The 20910-nt window shown below is 40.8% G+C and carries 17 protein-coding genes; 8 read left to right on the top strand and 9 right to left on the bottom strand.

The genetic code is table 11. The annotated features are described in order from the left end of the window. Window positions 1-30: 30 nt before the first annotated feature. On the top strand, window positions 31-213 hold the full coding sequence (locus tag EGM47_RS09375) for a hypothetical protein (protein WP_124980550.1): 183 nt from the start codon (window positions 31-33) through the stop codon (window positions 211-213). A 136-nt stretch (window positions 214-349) separates the two neighbouring features. Here EGM47_RS09375 and EGM47_RS09370 read toward each other — a convergent pair whose 3' ends face one another. The 3 genes from EGM47_RS09370 to prfB all read right to left on the bottom strand — a co-directional run bounded on the left by EGM47_RS09370 (window position 350) and on the right by prfB (window position 4628). Further along, entirely contained in the window at window positions 350-847 is a 498-nt protein-coding gene (locus tag EGM47_RS09370) for a hypothetical protein (RefSeq protein WP_124980549.1), read from the bottom strand. A 96-nt stretch (window positions 848-943) separates the two neighbouring features. Next, window positions 944-3403 carry an outer membrane beta-barrel family protein gene (locus tag EGM47_RS09365; RefSeq protein WP_240642378.1) on the bottom strand — a complete coding sequence of 820 codons (2460 nt, stop codon included), beginning with the start codon at window positions 3401-3403 and terminating at the stop codon, window positions 944-946. 118 nt (window positions 3404-3521) lie between these two features. Beyond that, a complete protein-coding gene (gene prfB, locus EGM47_RS09360; protein ID WP_124980548.1) occupies window positions 3522-4628 on the bottom strand; it encodes a peptide chain release factor 2 in 1107 nt (368 codons plus the stop codon). A gap of 168 nt (window positions 4629-4796) precedes the next feature. Here prfB and EGM47_RS09355 point away from each other — a divergent pair, with 168 nt between their 5' ends. Continuing rightward, the gene (locus tag EGM47_RS09355) at window positions 4797-5804 is read left to right on the top strand and encodes a threonine aldolase family protein (RefSeq protein ID WP_124980547.1); all 1008 of its coding nucleotides are present in this window, start codon (window positions 4797-4799) and stop codon (window positions 5802-5804) included. A 156-nt stretch (window positions 5805-5960) separates the two neighbouring features. Further along, the gene (locus EGM47_RS09350; RefSeq protein ID WP_124980546.1) at window positions 5961-7067 is read left to right on the top strand and encodes an OmpA family protein; all 1107 of its coding nucleotides are present in this window, start codon (window positions 5961-5963) and stop codon (window positions 7065-7067) included. A 144-nt stretch (window positions 7068-7211) separates the two neighbouring features. On the opposite strand, the gene EGM47_RS09345 is transcribed toward EGM47_RS09350, so the two are convergent. Then, entirely contained in the window at window positions 7212-7817 is a 606-nt protein-coding gene (locus tag EGM47_RS09345) for an acyl carrier protein phosphodiesterase (RefSeq protein WP_124980545.1), read from the bottom strand. 58 nt (window positions 7818-7875) lie between these two features. Here EGM47_RS09345 and glmM point away from each other — a divergent pair, with 58 nt between their 5' ends. Continuing rightward, window positions 7876-9270: a phosphoglucosamine mutase gene (glmM, locus tag EGM47_RS09340; RefSeq protein WP_124980544.1), complete on the top strand. Its 1395-nt coding sequence runs from the start codon at window positions 7876-7878 to the stop codon at window positions 9268-9270. Here glmM and EGM47_RS09335 read toward each other — a convergent pair. Then, window positions 9230-10141 (bottom strand): lysophospholipid acyltransferase family protein, encoded by a 912-nt coding sequence (locus EGM47_RS09335; RefSeq protein WP_124980543.1) that lies wholly within the window; start codon window positions 10139-10141, stop codon window positions 9230-9232. The genes glmM and EGM47_RS09335 overlap by 41 nt on opposite strands. A 48-nt stretch (window positions 10142-10189) precedes the next feature. On the opposite strand from EGM47_RS09335, the gene EGM47_RS09330 reads away from it, so the two are divergent. Beyond that, entirely contained in the window at window positions 10190-10825 is a 636-nt protein-coding gene (locus EGM47_RS09330) for a rhomboid family intramembrane serine protease (protein WP_124980542.1), read from the top strand. Between the two features lie 21 nt (window positions 10826-10846). Here EGM47_RS09330 and EGM47_RS09325 read toward each other — a convergent pair whose 3' ends face one another. After that, complete coding sequence (locus EGM47_RS09325; protein ID WP_124980541.1) at window positions 10847-11980, bottom strand: TlpA disulfide reductase family protein; 1134 nt, start codon at window positions 11978-11980, stop codon at window positions 10847-10849. 115 nt (window positions 11981-12095) lie between these two features. Here EGM47_RS09325 and EGM47_RS09320 point away from each other — a divergent pair, with 115 nt between their 5' ends. Beyond that, window positions 12096-14477 (top strand): GAF domain-containing protein, encoded by a 2382-nt coding sequence (locus EGM47_RS09320; protein WP_124980540.1) that lies wholly within the window; start codon window positions 12096-12098, stop codon window positions 14475-14477. On the opposite strand, the gene EGM47_RS09315 is transcribed toward EGM47_RS09320, so the two are convergent. After that, entirely contained in the window at window positions 14458-15657 is a 1200-nt protein-coding gene (locus tag EGM47_RS09315) for a Pycsar system effector family protein (RefSeq protein WP_124980539.1), read from the bottom strand. The genes EGM47_RS09320 and EGM47_RS09315 overlap by 20 nt on opposite strands. A gap of 41 nt (window positions 15658-15698) precedes the next feature. Between EGM47_RS09315 and EGM47_RS09310 the strand changes: the two genes are divergently transcribed. Together EGM47_RS09310 and EGM47_RS16320 are read left to right on the top strand one after the other, a co-directional pair. Further along, window positions 15699-19421 (top strand): metallophosphoesterase, encoded by a 3723-nt coding sequence (locus EGM47_RS09310; protein WP_124980538.1) that lies wholly within the window; start codon window positions 15699-15701, stop codon window positions 19419-19421. 24 nt (window positions 19422-19445) lie between these two features. Continuing rightward, window positions 19446-19619 (top strand): hypothetical protein, encoded by a 174-nt coding sequence (locus EGM47_RS16320; RefSeq protein WP_164510853.1) that lies wholly within the window; start codon window positions 19446-19448, stop codon window positions 19617-19619. On the opposite strand, the gene EGM47_RS09305 is transcribed toward EGM47_RS16320, so the two are convergent. Together EGM47_RS09305 and EGM47_RS09300 are read right to left on the bottom strand one after the other, a co-directional pair. Further along, window positions 19613-20152, bottom strand: coding sequence for a hypothetical protein (locus EGM47_RS09305; protein WP_124980537.1), 540 nt, complete (start codon window positions 20150-20152; stop codon window positions 19613-19615). The two genes, EGM47_RS16320 and EGM47_RS09305, sit on opposite strands and share 7 nt — an antisense overlap. Before the next feature lie 9 nt (window positions 20153-20161). Beyond that, window positions 20162-20830 carry a hypothetical protein gene (locus EGM47_RS09300; protein ID WP_124980536.1) on the bottom strand — a complete coding sequence of 223 codons (669 nt, stop codon included), beginning with the start codon at window positions 20828-20830 and terminating at the stop codon, window positions 20162-20164. Between the last annotated feature and the right edge of the window lie 80 nt (window positions 20831-20910).

Here is a 20910-nt window from a genome sequence, read left to right as displayed (position 1 = left end):
CCTTATCTTTGCTGAAAATTGTACACCACCATGTTTGAATTTGATCAATATTTTGGCTTTTTGGTATTTCTTGGAATCCTTGGCATAGGATTTTGGCTCATGATTTTTTTAACGGCTTTTGCAATCCCTTATTGGATTACTGGAGCGGCGTTGGAAAAAAGAAAGATGAAAAAAGAAGCTAAGCTGAAAGAGAAAGAAGCCTTAAACGCTTAAGACAGATTCTGTTGAATTATATAATTAACCAGCCCAAGGGCTGGTTTTTTTATGCACCAATCACAATAAGTGAAAATATATGGCAAAAAAAAAGCGATGCCTATCTGACATCGCTTGAATATTGTATTTAAGGATCTTAAAATTGATATCTGATACCTAAGGCGATATCAATATCATTACCATCCCTAAATTCTCCAAAATAGAATTCAGGTCTTACATCCAATGATAATAACAAGGGTATATCAAAATTATATTCAATACCAACCTGACCACCTACAAATACCGAGGTTTCTGAGTCGTCATCAGAATCAAGTCTTCCAGGAAAATCATCATCAATGCTTACGACAGCAAATCCTCCACCAGGACCAGCATACCAGTTGAAGCCTCCGTCGATGTTCCACACCCAGTGGTACATTCCGGTCAACTTAAAGGCATTGAAGTTTCTTCCATCTTCATAACCTAAATCCAATTCTAGGCGATTGTTACCACCAAGGGCCCGTTGATAGGAAAGCTCAGTACCAAGTCCATCCCCATCACCGATACGGATACCTAAAGCGTTACCTGAAATTTCCTGTGCAGTTGAATAGCTGGCTGCTCCTAGAGCGATCGCCAAAACCAATAATAGCTTTTTCATAATTAGTTAAATGTTTGGTGCAAATATTGGCTTTAGGCTTGGTTAATTGTTTTTATTTTGTGTTAATAATTATCAGATTATCTTAAAAAATCCTAATTAACCCTGAAATTCAAAATCATCGTCATCCCCACGTTCACCTCGTTCACGGCTCTTTTTCTGATTGAATCGGTAAATAAAACTCATATTAATTTGACGCTCACGCCATTGGAAAGAACTGTCAGAAATAAATTGAGGTGTTACGGTAGTGCTTTCACGTCTGCGGCTATTGAATAAATCACTTACATTCATAGAAATGGTAGCCTTATCACCAAAAAGATCCTTACTGGCAGCCAGATTGACCGTCGCTATGCCATTCTGTGTGCGTTGAGCATCCTCTGAAGCTCCTCTATAATTGACCCTGGCCTGAAAATCAATTCCCGCTGGTAAGTCAAACTTTTGATTAAGCCTGGCAAAATAACTCACATTGACAAAATCAAAGCTTTGGTTGTTGAAATCTCCATCTGTTTCATTTCTAAACAAGTTAAAATCAGAATTAATGGTCCACCACTTAAAAGGTCTATAAGTTAAGGTAAACTCGTAGCCTAGTCTGTATTGAGTGGATAAATTGACTGGAAAACGCCGGATAATAGGATCACCGTTATCTGTTAGTATTGGGTCGCCATTCGCATCCTGCAACTCCTCTTGAATGAATTCCCAATTCTCGTCACTTTGATTGTAATAAACAGAAGTGCTGAGAGTTATTTTCTTCCATCTTCTTAAATACCCCATATCCAACGCATGGGTAAAAGTTGGATCCAAATCTACATTACCTTGAAATACGTTAGATTCACTAGATCTGCTAGGGAATGGATTTAAAAATCTACCCCTGGGTCGTCGTACCCTACGGTTATAACCCAACGTAATATTTTCACCTTGTTGTAGTTCATATCCCAAATTCAGGGTAGGGAATAGGCTGCCGTAATTCTTTTCATCGACAATATTTGTGGTAGCCTGACTGATATCTACATTGGTATATTCGTAACGGAGACCAGCTAAAAAAGAAAATTTATTGATCTCACGACCATATTGACCGTAAAAGGCATTGACCAATTCGTCATAATTAAAAGTATTGTTCAAACCTGCATCTGGAACCAATGGCCCGTCGGGGAATACCAACCTTTCCTCTAGAAAAAATGAATTGCTGATATCCCGATAACTCCCTCGGTAACCCGCTTCCCATTGTTCGTCTTCACCCACAGGTAATTCATAATCCACTTGGAGTAAAGCATTTCTTTCGTCTTCTTTGGACAAGGAGCGCTCAACATCGTTGATCTCATTTTGGGTAGTTTCTCTTTCCAAGATATTGGCCAACTCTTCCTCTATGCTGGTAGAATACTGCAAGCTGGCTTTTAACTTTTGTCCATTATCATCCAAGTCGTTTTGATAATCCAAAGAAAACTGAATATCTTCTTCATCTTCCCCTTCTTGTTCAGTTCTGATCGTTTGCTCATTCAAATTTCTGTTTTCATCAAACCTGTCAATTACATTGGTATTCAGGTCATCGTCATTTCCTAAGCGAAAGACAACGTTCCCGACAATGCTGGATTGCTCGTCAATAAAATACTCTGCTCCTAAACTGGTAAATAGGTTACGTCCAATACGGTCAAAATTCCGTTCTTCATCAACAAAGTCATTTTGAGCGTTGCTAGAAAAATATTCGGTGCTCGATGAGGCGTTTCCAGGACGTTCCCTATATCTCAACCCGGTATTGGTAAAAAAGTTCCAGGAATCTGTGCGGTAATTTCCGTTGAGAGAAATACCTGCCTGCGGATTATAACCTGCGTCCAATTGAACTGATCCGTTAAATCCTTGCAAGCGTTGCTTACGTAAAATAATATTTAAGATACCTGCGGTTCCTTCTGCATCATATCTCGCACTGGGAGAGGTGATTACCTCAACTTTCTCTATAGCGTCAGCAGGAATCTGCCGTAGGGCCTCTGCGCCATTAAAACCTACCAAGGCACTGGGACGTCCATCAATTAAAATGGTGACATTGTCATTTCCTCGCAGGGCTACATTTCCCTCAACATCGACGGAGACGGATGGAACGTTGTCCAGCACATCGCTGGCACTACCTCCTCTAACCGTTAGGTCCTTACCAATATTGTAGATTTTTTTGTCTAACCTTATGTCTACGGTAGTTTTTTCGGCAATGACCACGGCTGCATCAAGCTCGGCTACATCCAATTCCATCATCATCACACCAAAATCCTTATCAGAGGTGAGGGTTACATTGTTGCGAACGATGCTTTTAAAAGTGATGTACTCCCATCGTACGTTATAAGTTCCTGGTGAGATATTAAACTTATAATTACCATTAAGATCTGTCACCCCACCTTGTGGAGGAACTGAATCATCTGTACTTAAAAAGGATACGGTGGCAAACTCCAGTGGAGCTTCAGTAGATTGGTCGATCAGTTTTCCGGTAACTTGGATGCTAGAGTTGGCGGATTCTTTTTGTTGGGCGAATCCAAGACAACCCAAAAGGAGCATACTACTCCATATCCATAATTTCATAACAGTCGTTTTTCTTTTCGACCGCAAAACTACCAGCAGGTTTAAAGAAGGTTAGCTAAAGTTAAGTTAAAGCCTGGCCGGTCATTTAAGATCGTGCTACAAGCAGACGTATAGAATTTTAAAGCTGGTCACTGGGCTTTTCCTGTCCTTGTTCCATCAAAAAGGCTTTGAGAAAGGCATCCAGATCACCATCCAGTACTGCATCCGTATTCCCTGTCTCGTGCCCGGTACGTACATCTTTAATCAGTTTATACGGATGTAGTACATAGTTGCGAATTTGTGAACCCCATTCAATCTTCATCTTGCCGGCCTCAATTTCATCCCTGGCGGCATTGCGTTTTTGCAATTCAATTTCAAAGAGTTGGGACTTCAACATCTGCATTGCTTTCTCTCGGTTTTCCAATTGCGAGCGCGTTTCAGAATTATGGATGACGATACCAGAAGGATGGTGGGTGAGTATAGCTTTGGTTTCCACTTTATTCACGTTTTGACCACCAGCCCCACTTGAGCGAGCAAAATCCCAGGAAATATCAGCTGGATTAATGTCGATTTCGATAGAATCATCGGCGAGCGGATAAACATAGACCGAAGCAAAACTGGTATGTCTTTTGGCATTGGAATCGAAAGGGGAAATTCGGACCAATCGATGGACGCCATTCTCTCCTTTGAGCCAGCCAAAACTATAATCTCCATCAATCTCTAAAGTAACGGTCTTTATTCCAGCCACGTCTCCAGGCTGAAAGTTGAGTTCCTTCACCTTGAAACCGCTTTTTTCGGCCCACATCATATACATCCTCATCAGGATTTCAGCCCAGTCGCAGGATTCCGTACCACCAGCTCCGGCAGTAATCTGTAGCACGGCACTCATGTCATCTCCTTCATTGGATAACATGTTTTTAAACTCAAGTTTCTCGATCAAATCGGTAGCCGCTTGGAATTTTGCTGTCACATCTCCCTCGGTAGCTTCATCTTCCTTGTAAAATTCGTAGAGGACCTCAAGGTCTTCCACAAGGGTCACCGCTGTATCATAATCAATGGTCCATTGTTTTTTATTTCTTAACTGCTTCATTACGACTTCTGCGTCCTTGGGAGTATTCCAGAAATCTGGGGCAAAAGTTTTCTCTTCAAGATTGGTAATCTCGATTTTTTTGGCCTCGATCTGTAGATAATCCTTGAGCTGTTTGACGCGTTCCTGTAATTCTTTGACCTGGTCTGCAGTTATCATAGTGTTGTTTTGGGCAATTGCAAAAGTATCATTAATTTCTTTGGTGATTAAAGCCTATGTTTGAATGAAATTTAAGGCAGACTGGTGATGGTTGTTGCCTTGAAGCTTGCTGGAGGATCCGCTTTCGCGAAAGCGAACCCTAAATAATTCACGATAAATTACTTACAAATGATAGATCTACGTAGTGACACCGTAACCAAACCTACCAAAGGCATGTTGAAAGCAATGTTCAGCGCAGAAGTAGGCGACGATGTATATAAGGAGGACCCGACGGTTAATGAATTAGAAGCCCGGGTAGCTGATTTTTTTGGTACAGATGAAGCCCTGTTTTTTCCTACCGGGAGTATGGCCAATCAAGCTGCTATTAAAATGCATACCCAACCAGGCGAACAGTTGATTTGTGATAAATATGCCCATGTCTATAATTATGAAGGTGGGGGAGTGTCCTTTAATAGTGGGGTGTCCTGCAAATTACTGGACGGGAATAGGGGAATGATTACGGCAGCACAAGTTGAAGCAGCTATCAACCCACACGACTTTTATCATAGTCCGCTGACTAGTTTGGTGTGTGTAGAGAATACTACAAATAAAGGAGGTGGTGCCTGTTATGCCATCGAGGACCTCAAGGAAATTCATGCGGTATGTAAAAAGCACGGACTGGGATATCATCTGGATGGAGCCAGATTATGGAATGCCTTAGTAGCCACAGGTCAGGATCCAAAAGAATATGGAAGAATGTTTGATACCATTTCCGTTTGCTTTAGTAAAGGGATGGGTGCGCCATTGGGTACCGTATTGACCGGAAAAAAAGAATTGATGGATAAAGCAATGCGCGTGCGTAAGGTCTTGGGCGGCGGGATGCGTCAAGTAGGCTATGTTGCTGCCGCAGCATTGTATGCACTAGACCATCACATAGAAAGACTTCAAGATGATCATCAGAGAGCTATTGAACTGGCCGAAGTTCTTGCAGGCTGTTCTTGGGTGGAAAAAGTGGAGCCCGTAGAAACCAACATCGTGATTTTTGAAGTAAAGGATGAAGCTGCGGTCATGGAATATATGGAAAGCAACCAGGTTATTATCAGTAATATGGGGCAGGGGAAATTGAGGTTAGTCACTCATTTAGACTATGATGAGGGTCTCCATCGTCAAATGAATAAAATTTTAAGATCTTTCTGATGTTAAGGTGGTGTAGATGATCGAAATTTTGAGAATTTAATCCTCTATCCATTGGGCTTTAACATAAATAATATAGGTTTTATTATTATTTTATCATCTATAGCGGTAATTTTATGGAACTTTGACTTGTAAAATAACTAACAAAATTCAATCCAAATGAAAAAAATTATCTTATCCCTAATAGCCCTTGCCGCCACTGGCTTTGCGACAGCGCAAGACTTACCATCTAACCCTGAGCCAGGTAAATGCTATGTGCGTTGTACCACGCCTGATGTTTATGAGAATGAAGAAGTTACCCTTGAGGCAACGCCGGCGTACAAAAAATTACAAGTTGTACCAGCCAAGTACGAAACCGTAACTGAACGTGTTTTGGTAAAAGAAGCTTCCAAAAAACTACGTGTTATTCCTGCCACCTATAAAACGGAAACCAGAACTTATATTAAGAAGCAAGCAGGTTCAACCATTAGTATCACTCCTGCAACGTTCGGTAAATCCACCGAGACCGTTGAAGTTAAGCCAGCCTATGCGCAATGGGAAATGAGTTCAGTACCACCAGCGGAATGTACATCTTCTAATCCAGATGATTGTCGTTACTGGTGTTACAAAGGATACCCAGCTGAGTTTACTACTGTTTCCGTAACCACATTGGCTAATGATGCCAGCTTTGAGCGTACGCCAGTACCAGAGCAAACTGCTACCTATACAGTACGTGTTATTGACGAGCCTGCAAGAGTAGAAGAAATTGAAGTACCAGCTGAATATGCCAATATTACTAAAACAGTATTAAGTGCAGATGCTACAACCACTGAAGAGATCGTTCCATCGACGAGCAAATCAGTTTCTAGAGAGAAATTGGTCTCTAAAGGTGGTCTGACTGTTTGGAGTGAGGTAGATTGTAAATTGGTAGAATACAATGGTCTTGCCATTAACTGGAATTTAGGTAGTGCAACATTAACCGCAGCCGATAAGGCAGAGATTGATGCAAAATTGCTGACTACCCTAAATCAAACTCCTGGTTCTAAAGTAGAGGTAGCTTCACATACAGATTCCAGAGGTTCTAAAAGCTCTAACCAAGCCCTGTCAGAAAGACGTGCACAAGCGGTAGCTAATTACTTGATATCTAAAGGAATTAATGCTTCCAGAATTGTAGCCAATGGTTATGGTGAAACCAGATTAAAGAATAGATGTGCAGATGGTGTTTCTTGTACTGAACGTGAGCATAGAGCTAACCGTCGGACAGAATTCCGTTTGATCAACAATTAAGATTTACATCTTTAACTTGTTAAGAAATCGCCCTAATGGGGCGATTTTTTTATGGTTTAACTTGAAGTTAAAGCAAGAACGTAACAGTTATCCAACAACTCCTACAATCTTGGCTATCGCACAGTGAGCATGAGTATTACGTTTCTAGAATTTGTTCCGTCTTTCTGTCAATTCGGCACGCTCAAGTTTGACGTATGCTATCAATTCTTGCATAAACAAATGGAAGTGTTGTTGTAGTTGATCATAATACTTAATCAAATCCATGGGGGCGAAATCCATACCGCTTTTACCTTTGGTTCGCCGGTTCATTTGGTAGAATATACGCGAAATGCCTTCAATACTCGCGTAGCTCACTAACCAATTCTGCTCCATCATGATCGGTAGAAAGTTTTGAACCCGTTCAGGCAAGATATCGTAATGATCCACCAGATCTTGATAAAATTTATCTACATAACTTTCAAGAGGTTCGGAGTGATAGGTTGACCAGTTGGCGGCAAGAAAGTGATCGTAATAGATGTCAACAATCACACTGCTCCAATGCCCGTATTCCCTCCTGATCAGATCCTTGCTTTGTCTTACAATAGGATGCTGATCTGTATAAGTGTCGATCAATCTATGCAGAATAATACCTTCGGCTACGGGCTCTGGAAACATAGAAAAATCTTTTCCACGCACGGAGTCCGCAATAAAGTTGCCTATACGCAACTGAGACTCTTTTTCGGATAAAAATATATGGGCCAGATAATTCATAAATGCCTTTGAAATTGCTCTAAACTTGTACCTTTGCCGTAAATGTAACCTTTATTCAATGACTCTCATAAAATCGATTTCTGGAATACGTGGAACCATAGGAGGAAAACCAGGAGATAACCTGACACCACTTGATGCCGTTAAATTTGCTAGCGCCTATGCGGTTTGGATCAAGCAAGCTACCGGGAAGTCAGCGCCAAAGGTAGTTATCGGTCGTGATGCCAGAATCAGTGGGTCTATGATCCAGTCATTGGTCCAAAACACATTGATCGGTTGTGGTTGCGACGTAGTCGATCTTGGTCTAAGTACCACGCCAACCGTGGAGCTGGCCGTACCCAATGAACAAGCAGATGGCGGAATTATTCTTACCGCGAGCCACAACCCCAAGCAATGGAATGCGCTGAAGTTGTTGAACAACAAAGGTGAGTTTTTGGATGGTGTCGAAGGTCAGAAAATTTTGGATACCGCAGAGAAGGAGGATTTTGATTACGTAGAAGTGGACGCTTTGGGAAATGTACATCAGATAGAAGATTATATTGATCAACACATACAAATGGTGCTGGATATGCCTGTTACTAAAATTCAGGCCATAAAAGAAGCTGGATTCAAAGTAGTTGTTGACGGAGTGAATAGTACCGGTGGCATAGCTATTCCGTCCTTATGTCGTGCGTTAGGGGTAGAGGTTGTAGAATTGTATTGTGACCCCACAGGACATTTTCCACACAATCCAGAGCCTTTAAAAGAACATTTGGGAGATCTCTGTCAGGCAGTTAGGTCGCATAATGCCGACTTTGGTATCACGGTAGATCCTGACGTAGATCGTTTGGCTTTTGTGGACGAGACCGGAGAAATGTTTGGCGAGGAATATACATTGGTAGCTTGTGCTGATTATATTTTAGGTCACCAAAAAGGGAATACTGTTTCTAACTTGTCCTCCTCCAGAGCTTTGAGGGATGTGACTGAAAAGCACGGAGGAACTTATTATGCCGCTGCAGTCGGTGAAGTCAATGTAGTCCAGAAAATGAAAGATGTCAACGCAGTCATTGGTGGGGAAGGTAATGGAGGTATTATCTATCCAGATTCACATTATGGAAGGGATGCATTAGTAGGTGTGGCGATGTTCCTGTCTTTGTTGACGGAAAAGCAAATGCCCGTAAGCCAGTTGAGGGCCAGCTATCCTAGTTATTTTATGGGTAAGAAAAAAGTCGAGTTGACTCAAGGCATGCCTGTAGATGCGATTTTGAGTGATATTGCCCACAAATATGCCCAAGAAGACTTAACCGATATTGACGGTATCAAAATTAACTTTGCCGCCGAGTGGGTACACATGCGTAAATCTAATACAGAACCCATCATTCGAATCTATACCGAAGCCAAAAGCCAAGAGGCGGCAGATCAATTGGCTGATCGTTTTATTGGCGAATTGAAGGAGATAGCTCAACGGCACGTCTAGCGTTATCTAAAGTGGTTTTCCAGCGTTTGTGGGACCAAAGATAGTACTGTGGTTGTTTACGGATTTGAGTTTCAAGCAGCTCAAAAAATTGGTCAGTGATGTACCACTCGTCCGTCGCTGAGCCATCGGCAGTAATCAATTCGAACTCCGTGGAGTAATACCCCCTTTTCACTTTGGAGATCTTCAAAAAGACAACCGCACAATCAAATTCGCGAGCTATTTTTTCTGCTCCTTTGAATACAGCGCTGGGTTGATCAAAGAAGTTGGTAAAGAATTGGGCGCGCGAGGCCTTAGGAGATTGATCGGCCACTAGGGCAAAGAGAGCTGCCTCTGTCTGCACTTTTTTGCTCATAACCGCTGTGGCCTGTTTCATGGCTACCATGGAGCTGCCAAACTTCTTGCGAATCTTCCTGATCAAAGCGTCAAAATATTTATTCTTAAGGGGTTTGTAGATCGCATAGACGTGATAATCCAGGACCTCATCCAACACCATGGTCCATTCATAACTTCCCTGATGTCCAAACATGGCGATGATAGGTTTTTCCGCTTTCGCGAAAGCGTTGACCAATTCGGGATTGCTGCAGGTAAATCTTTTCCTCATGGACTTCTTACTCATACCCATGGATTTGATCATTTCTATAAAAATGTCGCAAAAATGCTTGGTGCTATCCTTGGCCGTACGCTGAACTTGTTGCTCTGTATATGTAGGAAAGGCAGTTCGTATATTATTCTTAATGACCTCTTTGCGGTAGCCTACTATATACCAAAGAATAAAATAGAAAAAATCGCTGATGCGATAGACGACAAAAAAGGGAAGCTTTGAAAGGACCCAGAGTAGGGGATATAGCGCATAAAAAGCAATGGCTTGCATGTCGTGTTTTTAGGCAAATATACTATCTTGTCGGCAACAAAATGACCTATGTACAGTTTGGATCTTGTCACCGTGGCCGTGATCGTGGCCAATATCATTATTAGCATCAAAGGATTTAAGGACTATGCCTTTAGGGGTAAATACTTATTTAACATCGCTGGAATACAACGAGGTGAGCAATATAGGTTTTTCACCAGCGGATTCTTACATGTTGATATCAATCACCTTTTTGTTAATATGGTCACTTTGTTCTTTTTTGCTGACGAAGTGGTGCGAGCACTGGGTGATATCAAGTTCATTATTATTTATCTAGTGAGCTTGTTGGGTGGTAACTTTTTGAGTTATTTATTTCACAAAAATGAGTACCACTATTCAGCGCTTGGAGCCAGTGGAGCGGTCTCAGGAATCTTATACAGCGCAATACTCTTGGATCCGAATATGCAAATCTATTTTGGAATACCCGGCTATATTTTTGGAATCGGTTATTTGGTGTATTCTATTTACGGCATGAAGAAACGCAATGACAATATTGGTCACGATGCACATTTTGGAGGTGCTGTCGCAGGCTACTTGATGACCATCGTTTATGATTATGAATTAATCTATACCAATACAATAACAGTGATTGCTTTACTACTGCCTATCATAGCACTTTTTGTTTTGATCAAGTTAGGCAAAATCTAACGGTCTACTCTGTTGAGGGCGTTATGACTTTTTAGCGTCTCCCAATAGCTCCTCGAGTCTTTCATGTAAAGCTTGGCCTCTCAAATTAGTGTCTATGATCACACCATCTTCATCGAGCAAGAATGTGGCTGGGATAGCACTGACGTTATACAACTTGGCAATAGGGCCAAAATATTGGAGCCTAGAAATATGATTCCAAGTCATTTTATCTTTTTCTATGGCCTGTTTCCACGCAGATTCATTGTTAGGTCTATCCAATGAAACACTTATGATATTAAAGCCTTTGTCGTGGTATTTTTCATAAGCTGCCACTACATTCGGGTTCTCACGACGACAAGGACCGCACCAAGAGGCCCAAAAATCGATCAAGGTGACCTTACCTAAAACTTCTGGTAACTTCAAGATATTTCCCTCAGGATTTTTACCTTCAAAATAAGGTGCTTTGGATCCAACTGCTACCGATTCAGATTTCTTTAGGAATTCGTTAACGTTCTGACCAAGACTGGTGTTTTGGATAGTTGGATTCACTTCATCAAATTGAACACGGGCTTCTGTGGCGTCCATTATTTTAGCATTGAGGAGTTCGCCCAAGATCATGATGGAAACAAGATTTTGTTGATTAGCTTTAATCATTTCCATTGATTTTTCTACAAAATGTTCCTCTGCAGCTTGCCATTTGGCACTGGCAGCCATCACCTTGTTGTTCTCCTTACTCTTCATGGCTTGAATTCGTTCTTGGTTGAATTCATTTACCCTTTTCATATACTCGGCTTGCTTTCGTTTGAAGGCTTGCAATGCAGAACTGCTTGGGCTTCCTTCAATGCGGCTGTAGTGCAGGCTGTCTTTTTCTATGGTAAGTCTAATAGGCTCGTTTGCTGTTAACAGGATCAGATTGGAATTACTACCATCCAGGGTAATAAACCTCAATTCTTCATTTTCAGTACGTGGTGCGCTGTCAAAATGGAAGTTTTCATCCATGACTATACTTGTGTCCAACACCACTGTTTTTCTATTTTCATCCAGTTTATTTAAGTAGAGTCGCAAGCCATTGGCTACCCCAGGGGCTTCTCCAGAAATCAGATAAGAGGTTTCGGTTGTTTTGTCTTGGCAAGAATTGATGACCAAAACAGATAGCAAAGCAATTATATACTTCATGAAAAACGTACTTTTGCTGCTAAAATAATGGTTTTAGCCTGCTTTTTTGGGTTAAACTTTTCAAAATTCTAGTCAGCTCAAAAATCTAAGGGAAGAAAATTCCTATATTTAAAGTATGAAGGGCACAAATCAAAATACCAATACCGTTGACATGAAGGTGGTACTGACCTTCAAAAAGGTAGTAGAGCAGTATGAAAAGCGCCTGGAATACGAGAAAAGCAATTTCAAAAAGCTGTATATATCATCAGTGCTTAGGTATGCAGAAGATCATGAAGCCTTAGTAGATGGTATTCTCCCTGAGGATATTTTTAAATACGAGGAAAGTGTAAGTGTACTGCTGTCTGATTTATTTCCGGCAGCCCTGACCATGAACGAAATCAAGGCGGCGACGGTACCATTTTCCGATCTCCTCTTTAATAAAACCAAAAGATTAGAAAATATTCTTGATGCTGCAGGTCCGGATTTTGAATTCAGTATCCGTAAAATGGAAGATGGGTTTGACCTCCTGCGCATGAAGTGCGGTATTATTCTCAATAAGTTTTACGGTAAAATCATAGACATCTCCAGGCCAATGTTCTGCGAGATTCCAGACGCTACTGGTGCCTTACGTACCTATAGAATCACATATAATGCAGATTTTGTTGATGTTTTGCTCAACGATCAGAAGCTACTATTGACGGATTCAGATATTAAAAATCTACTGCGTCAACCAGAGAACGAAAGCCTATGGAAACAATATTTTCCTGAAAACGCTTATACCTTTGAAGGATTCGGTATCATCTCCTTCACCGATGTGACCATGGATAAGGCAATTTCTGACCTTAAAACAATCCTATTGGATTACAACAATACCAAGAATGATCAAACCAAAAAGATTGAAACCATATTTAAGAATATGTTCAATCTGGATCAATTGCGAGTCGGTTTTACTGCTTTTGATAATTATGACAGGACATTTGAGACAATGGTATATAACAATCCTGAAAGTTTTATTTTGGGAGAAAGTCATGAGAAGACTTGTGAAAATGCACTTTGCGCCGATAGCTATAAACATTTAATCGAAGACTACGAGCCATTAGTTATTACTGACGTGGCATCTTATGCAGCCGATATTGAGAATAAATTTTTAACGGACAATCTACAGCGGAAAGGGGTTGAAAGTGCCATACTTTATCCGATCGCTAAAGGCACTAAATTAATAGGAGTGCTCGAAATCGTGAGCAGAAAGAAATTTGCATTGAATAGTTTTAATGCCATGAAAATTGATGCGGTCGCCAATTATATTAAGGCTGCTCTCGTGCGTACGGAACAAGAAAATGAAAATAGGATAAAGGCACTGATTCAAACAGAATGTACTTCTATCCATCCTAGTGTTCAGTGGAAATTTGAGAGAGAAGCCAGAAGGCTCATCAAAGCCAGAAATAAAAACAAAGCCACTGAAACTTTTAAAGATGTAAGGTTTCCAGATATTCACCCGCTTTACGGTCAGATTGATATTGTAGGGAGTAGCGATGCGCGAAATAATAGTATCAAGGAAGACTTGATCAATCAGTTGAAGATTGTAAGCCAAATATTTGCACAATCAAAAGAGGTGGAGCCGCTACCGATCTACGATCAGATTTCCTATAGAGTTGAAGAATATTACAAAGAGTTGGAAGACGGCTTTATCGATGCCAATTCTGAACGGGAAATCATCAAATTGCTTACTGAAGAAATCAACCCGATAATGAAACATTTGGTAGGCTTGTCTCCAGAAATCAAGGAGATGGTTTACGTCTATCAGCAGGACTTAGATCCGACATCTGGGGTGATTTATGCCAACAGAAACAATTACGATAGAACAGTACAATCTATTAATGAGGCCTTATCGACCACTATAGATAGACGTCAAAAGGAGGCGCAACAAATTTTTCCACACTACTTTGAACGATTTAAAACTGATGGGGTGGAGCATAACATCTATGTAGGGCCCAGCATCGCCAATGAAATGGAATTCAACATCGTTTATCTGTACAATCTTAGGTTGTGGCAGTTGCAGACGATGATTGAGATGGAAAATCAATTTTATACCATACAGGAAGACTTGCCGACTGTCATCGAGGCTGCGTCCATGATATTGGTATTTGATAACACTTTGAGCATTAGATATCGCATTGATGAGAAAAGGTTTGACGTGGATGGAACTTACAATGCCAGATACGAGGTGATCAAGAAGCGAATTGATAAAGCGAATATCAAAAATACCAATGAGCGCATTACCCAAAAAGGTAAAATTGCCATTATTTATACCAATAAGGAGACAGAACGTGAGTATATGCGTTATATCAACTTCCTACAACATAAGAAAATGTTGGGGGCTCAGGTAGAAAATCTTGAACTTGAGGACGTTCAAGGAGTTGTAGGGCTGAAAGCCCTTCGGGTCAACATACTCTATAACACAGAGTCTTCTAAAGGTACTTTATCATACGACGATCTCGTTAAGGAATTACATCTGTAATCTGTTGAAAGTCGGTGGTTGCAAATGCGATGACGAAAGCCAAAACACTTGTAATGATTCCAACCATAAAAATGGTATAGGTCCATCTAAGTAAAGTATATTTTCTATTCAAGACTACCCCCAGTAACCAAAGATCTTTCAACAAGGATTCATAGACTTCTTCTTTGCTATCAATCAAACCCATTAAAGCTTTTTGGTACCTTTTAAAAGGGACTTTATGAAAATTTCCGAAGAACAAAAGGTTGACTTCGCGTTTTTCCACTTGCTCATCCGTGAATTCTCCACTGGTCACATTAGGTCTCGTGGACATGATGGATAAAATAATACTGGCAACAGAAAAGAGAATTAGCACCAAGGTAGGCCATAACAAATGCCTGTTAGACAGTTGATCCAATTTAGGGATTATATTGGCCAAGGCAAGCGAAATAATAATAGCATTGACAGATAATAAGATGTTCGCTTTGGTATCTGCTATATCACTTAACTTGATGTGGTTTCTCAAGGTTGTACGGAACAAGGTTTGAATGGCACGTTCTGGACTTTGATTCTTTAGATCAACCTTAATTTTTTCCTTGTCATATTTCTTCTTTTTCTTCTTTTTCTTTTTGATCAACTTGAGCAGGTTCTCATTTTTGTTCGTATTCCAGTTTTTTATGGCATACTCACTGTAATAACGATGCTTTTCAGTAAAAACTTTGATATTTTCATTCCTCCACTCTTTGTTGGTATATTCTTTACCTCTTAATTTATATTCCTGCTTAAGAAGTTCGCTGGTCTCCTGATAATAATCTTTGGCAAAATGCGAGGCATCTGCATCTCGGATTATTTCCTCTAATTTTCCCTTGGGTATATCGTTGAATTTAGTCGCTAAAATTAATTGCTTTACCAGCTGAATTAATTCCTGATTTTCTCCTTGTTCAGATAGGAATGAATCTGCTATCTCGGCACTCTTTTCTTCATGTCCTTCCGCACCTTCAATATAGCCGGTATCGTGCAGCCAGGCTGCCAAAATCAGCGCCTTTTGCTCTTTAACATCGATTTCAGAATTGTCAATGATTTCCTGTGTACTTTTAACAACACGCTTTGTATGTGTATAATTATGGTACACATATTTATCATCAAGCTCGTTTTTTAACAGATTTAATACAAAATCATCAGCTTTTTTATAGATATCGCTCATTTATTTGATTTGCTGCTAAAATAAAAAGTATTCAACTACATATGAATAAAAATAACATTCTTTTATTACTCTTCGTCCTCTTTATCGCTGGTTGTGCCAGTTTTAAACCTCAATACAAAGAGAGTATCGAGCAGAAGGATTTCCCCGATCAGGAGAAAATCCTCAAGACATTTTATTTGATAGGTGATGTGGGTAAATCCCCTATGGGTGGTAAAAGCGATGGTTTATTAGCACTAGAAAGTTATCTGCAAAACCAAAGTACTGAAAAGGATCATTTAATTTTTTTGGGAGACAACATCTATCCGAATGGAATGCCTAAAAAAGATTCAGATTATCGACCAATCGCAGAAAATCATCTCAACGCCCAAATTGAAGTGGCCAAAATCTTTAACGGTACCACGGTTTTCATTCCCGGGAATCACGACTGGTACGATGAAGGGTTGGATAACGTTGAGCGAGAAAAAGAATACATTGAAAAAGCGCTGGATGATAAAGACATCTGGAAGCCTAAAGTAGGATGCCCCATAGAAAGTATCGACCTTTCCAAACGGGTTCAACTTATAATTGTGGACAGTCAGTGGTACCTGGCCCAGTGGAACCAGCACCCCACCATTAATGATGATTGTGAGGAAATAAAAACCCGGGAAGAGTTCTTTCTGGAAGTAGAAGGTGAGCTGAAAAAAAATCAGGACAAAACCATTGTTTTTGCCTTGCATCACCCGTTGTACACCAATGGTATTCATGGAGGTCAATACGCCGCCGTTAAGCATCTGTATCCTTCACAAGAAGGTATTCCTGTTCCTATTCTCGGTTCGCTAGTGTCCCAGATCAGAACCAGTGGCGGAGTAAGTGCACAGGATAAGCAAAATAAGCGTTATCAGGAGATGGTGAATCGCATCACGGCACTGGCTCGGGCTTCTACGGCCAGCAGACTTATTTTCGCCAGCGGTCATGAACATACTTTACAGTACATTGAGAATGACGGAATTCGTCAGATCGTTTCCGGAAGTGGTTCTAAAAAAGGCTATGCCTCCTTAAGTTACGACGGTCTGTTTTCCTACGGAGGAAATGGGTTTGTACGTTTAGACGTTATGGAAGATGGAAGTAGTTGGGTACGGTACTACGGTTTTGAGGGAGGAAAAGAAAAACTTTTATTTACCCACAAAGCGATTGAAACGCCCGAGTCCTTTGATATGGAAAGCTTGCCAGAAGAGTATCCCGCTTTCGCGAAAGCGAGTGTATACGACCAAGAAAGAGTAGAGAAGGGAGATGTGTTTGAATCCGTTTGGGGAACCAAATACCGAGATTTATACGGGACCAAGATCAACGCCAAAGTAGCTTTACTGGATACATTGAAAGGAGGTCTCACTGTGGAACGTGCTGGTGGTGGTCACCAAACAAGATCATTGAGGGTAACCGATAAACAAGGCAGGGAATATAATTTCAGGGCCTTGAAAAAAAGTGCGGTTCAATTCCTACAAACTACGGTGTTTAAGGAAAATGATGTGGCAGAAGGTTTTGAGGACACTACCGCCGAAGATTTGCTTTTTGATTTTTATACCGCTGCTCATCCTTATGCTTTCACAACATTACCTACATTAAGTAACGCTGTTGGGGTCTATCATACCAACCCAGAAATATACTACCTGCCCAAACAAAAAGCGCTGGGACAATACAATAGGAATTATGGTGACGAACTCTACATGTTGGTAGAACGTCCAGAAGAAAATCATGATGATTTAGCCAGCTTTGGAAAACCGGGAGACATTGAGTCAACATCTGATTTATTTGCCAAATTGCGCGAGGATGAACGATTCAAGGTGGATCAGCCATTTTACGTTCGTGCCCGTATGTTTGATATGCTGATCGGTGACTGGGACCGCCACCAGGATCAATGGCGCTGGGCCCAATTTAAAGACGAGGAAGGTAACAGTACCTTCAAAGCAATCCCCAGGGATAGAGATCAGGCCTATTCTAATTTTGATGGAGCCATATTTGCCACTCTGAGAGTCATGGTAGGCTTGACTAACCAATTTGCTACCTATGATAAAGACCTGGACAATGTTAAATGGTTCAATACTGCTGCAGCTTATTTAGACCGGAGTATCGCACAGGGAGCTGATCGAGAAATTTGGCTCAGTCAAGCCCGGCACATTCAGGAAAACCTAACGGATGAAGTGATTGAAGAGGCGTTCAGAGAGCTGCCTGAAGAAATCTACCCGCACCCAACTACCCAAACCATTATCACTAGTATGAAGGCTCGTAGGGACAAATTGGTAGATATCGCTGATCGCTACTACGATTATTTGGCGCAATTGGGCATCATGACTGGAACGGACAAGGATGATTTTGTCATCATTGACCGCATAGCTGACGGGAAAACCAAGGTGACTATATACAGGAATAAAGGGGGAGAGAAGGCCGAAATCGTTTCCCAGCGTACTTTTTTGGCCGAGGAAACCGACGAAATTTGGATTTATGCCCTTGATGATGATGATATTATTCAAGCCATGGGTGACGGTAGAAATCGTATCAAGATTCGTATCATCGGTGGTCAGAATAACGACATTTACGATTTAGAAAATGGAAAAGGTATTTCTATTTATGATCATAAAACAAAAGACAATACCTTTAAAAACGTCAAAGGTGCAAGAATAAGATTGTCTGATGATTATGACCGTAATCTTTACAACCCCAAAAAGAGTATAATCAATTCTAATATTCTGACTCCTGCTTTTGGATTTAATCCAGATGATGGATTTAAAATAGGTGTACAAAATATTTATACGGTCAATGGGTTCAATAGAAATCCCAACACCCGTGTACACAAACTCACTGCTGGTTATTATTTTGCTACTCAAGGTTTTGATATCAACTACGAGGGTACTTTTGCTGGAATTTTCAATCATATGAATCTGACGGCCAAAGCCAGATTTGCGGCACCTACTTTTGCAGAAAACTTTTTTGGTTTCGGAAATGAAACCGTGAACAACGATGACGAGATCGATTTTGATTTTAACAGGGTGCGTATCAGTGAATATTCTGGAGGTTTAGGCGTTAGCTATGTTGGTGAATATGGATCTAATATCAGAGGTGGTATTGAAATCCAAGGGTTTGAGGTCGAGGACGACAGCGACAGGTTTATCACCGAATTATTTGGTGATGAATCCACCAATCCAGATTTCTACGATCGCAAATGGTTCGTGGATATCAATGGAGGCTATTTCTACCAAAGCTATGACAACAAGCTCAATCCTACCCGAGGAATGATTTTTGAATTCTTTGGCGGATTTAACATCAATACAGATCAGACAGATGACTTCTTTGCCTACCTCAAACCTAAGCTAGGGTTTCACAATGCGTTGAATAGGAAACGTAATCTGGTATTACGCACGCTGGCTCAAGCTACCGTAAATTTTGGAGATGATTTTCAATTTTATCAAAGTGCGCAAATTGGACAGGACACTGGACTAAGAGGTTATCGCCGTCAACGATTCTCTGGGGAATCTTCTTTTGCTACCAGCGCTGATGTTCGTTTTAGTTTCAAGGAATTTAAAACTGGTTTGATTCCATTACAGATGGGTATTTTTGCAGGCGGTGATGTAGGAAGAGTTTGGTTGGATGGAGAAGATAGCAGCAGATGGCATAATGATGTGGGCGGCGGATTTTGGGTAAATAGTACAGACGCTATTGGCGCGACTTTTAATCTTTTCACTGGCGCAGATGGACCTCGATTTAGTTTTCAGGTGGGGTTCAGTTTCTAAAGCTGGGTTACAAATCGATGATATATGAATAAACAAGGCGCAATTGTCATGGTAGTTTTAGGTAGTATAATTGCGATAATCGGAGTAGTACTATACCTGATGGCGATTATGGGAGCCAGTGGTTTGATTCTGATAGGCGTCGCTACTGAACTTTCTGGTATCTATTTTTACTGGCGCAATAAAAAATCCAATCAATGATTGTGAAAATCTGATTTCTGCATGAGTCCGTGGGCTTGACCCTTCCAATCATCCCGTTGTATGCGTCCTGGAAAAAACTCGATGACTTTGGAAATTGTTTGCATATCGCTGTCAGACATACGGGCCAACTGCGAGTAATTGTATATTCCAATCGAATTTAATTTAGCTTCAACCACCCTTCCTATGCCTACTATTTGCTTGAGATCATCAGCCTCATCAGGGGAGCCATTACCCATATGAGTGAAGTCTATGCCTTGATCAGCAATTTTTCGCTGAGAAGCATTGCTCAATTTCCCAGCCCGCTCTCGTGTTTTTGTGGCTCTGATATTTCCTGGTTGTATGACTAATTCGTCTACCTCATCAGCCGGTGCTTCCCTTGTTGATACTTCTTCCATCTTTTCTGAGGCTTTTTCTACCTTTCTGCGGTCGACTATACGCCTAGGCCTACCAAAAAAATAGCCGATCATGAATGCCCCAAACAACATGAAAAATAAAATGATGATTAATGCAGTATGTTGGTTTAAAATTTCCATGCCATCAAATTAATTGGTTGTTTGTATACTCATTCGAATTCCACCTTTAGCTGTACCGTTGACAAATTCTATCGGTTTATAAGAGCTATTCGTGCGCATACGTTCCAACGGTATCCCAACATTTTTTAATAATTTTTGAATGTAGGTGGCACGTTGTAACCCTATGCCTTCCAATTCATCCTTTGTGGTATACCCGGTAATCATCAAAGTTGAATTTTGTTCTTTTTCCAAAAGCGCCTTAATCTGAAGGCCATAGTCCGAACAATAATAGGGTATTTTTACTCTTGCTCTGTTAAAATAAACCCTTGCATAGGCTTGGCAATTTAAGAGACCTGTGTCACCAGAATTGCGGTACACATTAAATGGTATGGGCAACGAGTCTACTTTTGAGGTAGACATAGGACTGATGACCGTTTTTTCAAAGTTGTTGTCGGCCGAATCACTTTCTGGAAGAGTATCAGCCGGAGTTGCGACAATGCCATTACGATTGGAAAAACTTGTTTTACTGGAGTCCGCCTGCCGATCAACAGTGGTAGAAATACCACTACTGTAATTAAGATCCAAGTCGGTTTTTTCCGGAGTAACCTCCAAATCATCCAAGAACAAGAATCCAATCAAGAAAATACAGGCGCAGGCATAGAGCACAAACACGACGAAAGCAGAACCGAAACGATGCACAGACAATAATTTGCATTAAAGATAATACGAAACTGTAAATTTTGGCCAAGATCAGCATTTTGAGGTGACAGTCACCGACA

The sequence above is a fragment of the Nonlabens xiamenensis genome, assembly GCF_003865345.1.
In the GTDB taxonomy this organism is placed as follows: Bacteria; Bacteroidota; Bacteroidia; order Flavobacteriales; family Flavobacteriaceae; genus Nonlabens; species Nonlabens xiamenensis.
The sequence above is the reverse complement of the archived record's forward strand: the minus strand, read 5'-3'. Positions and strand labels throughout refer to the sequence as shown.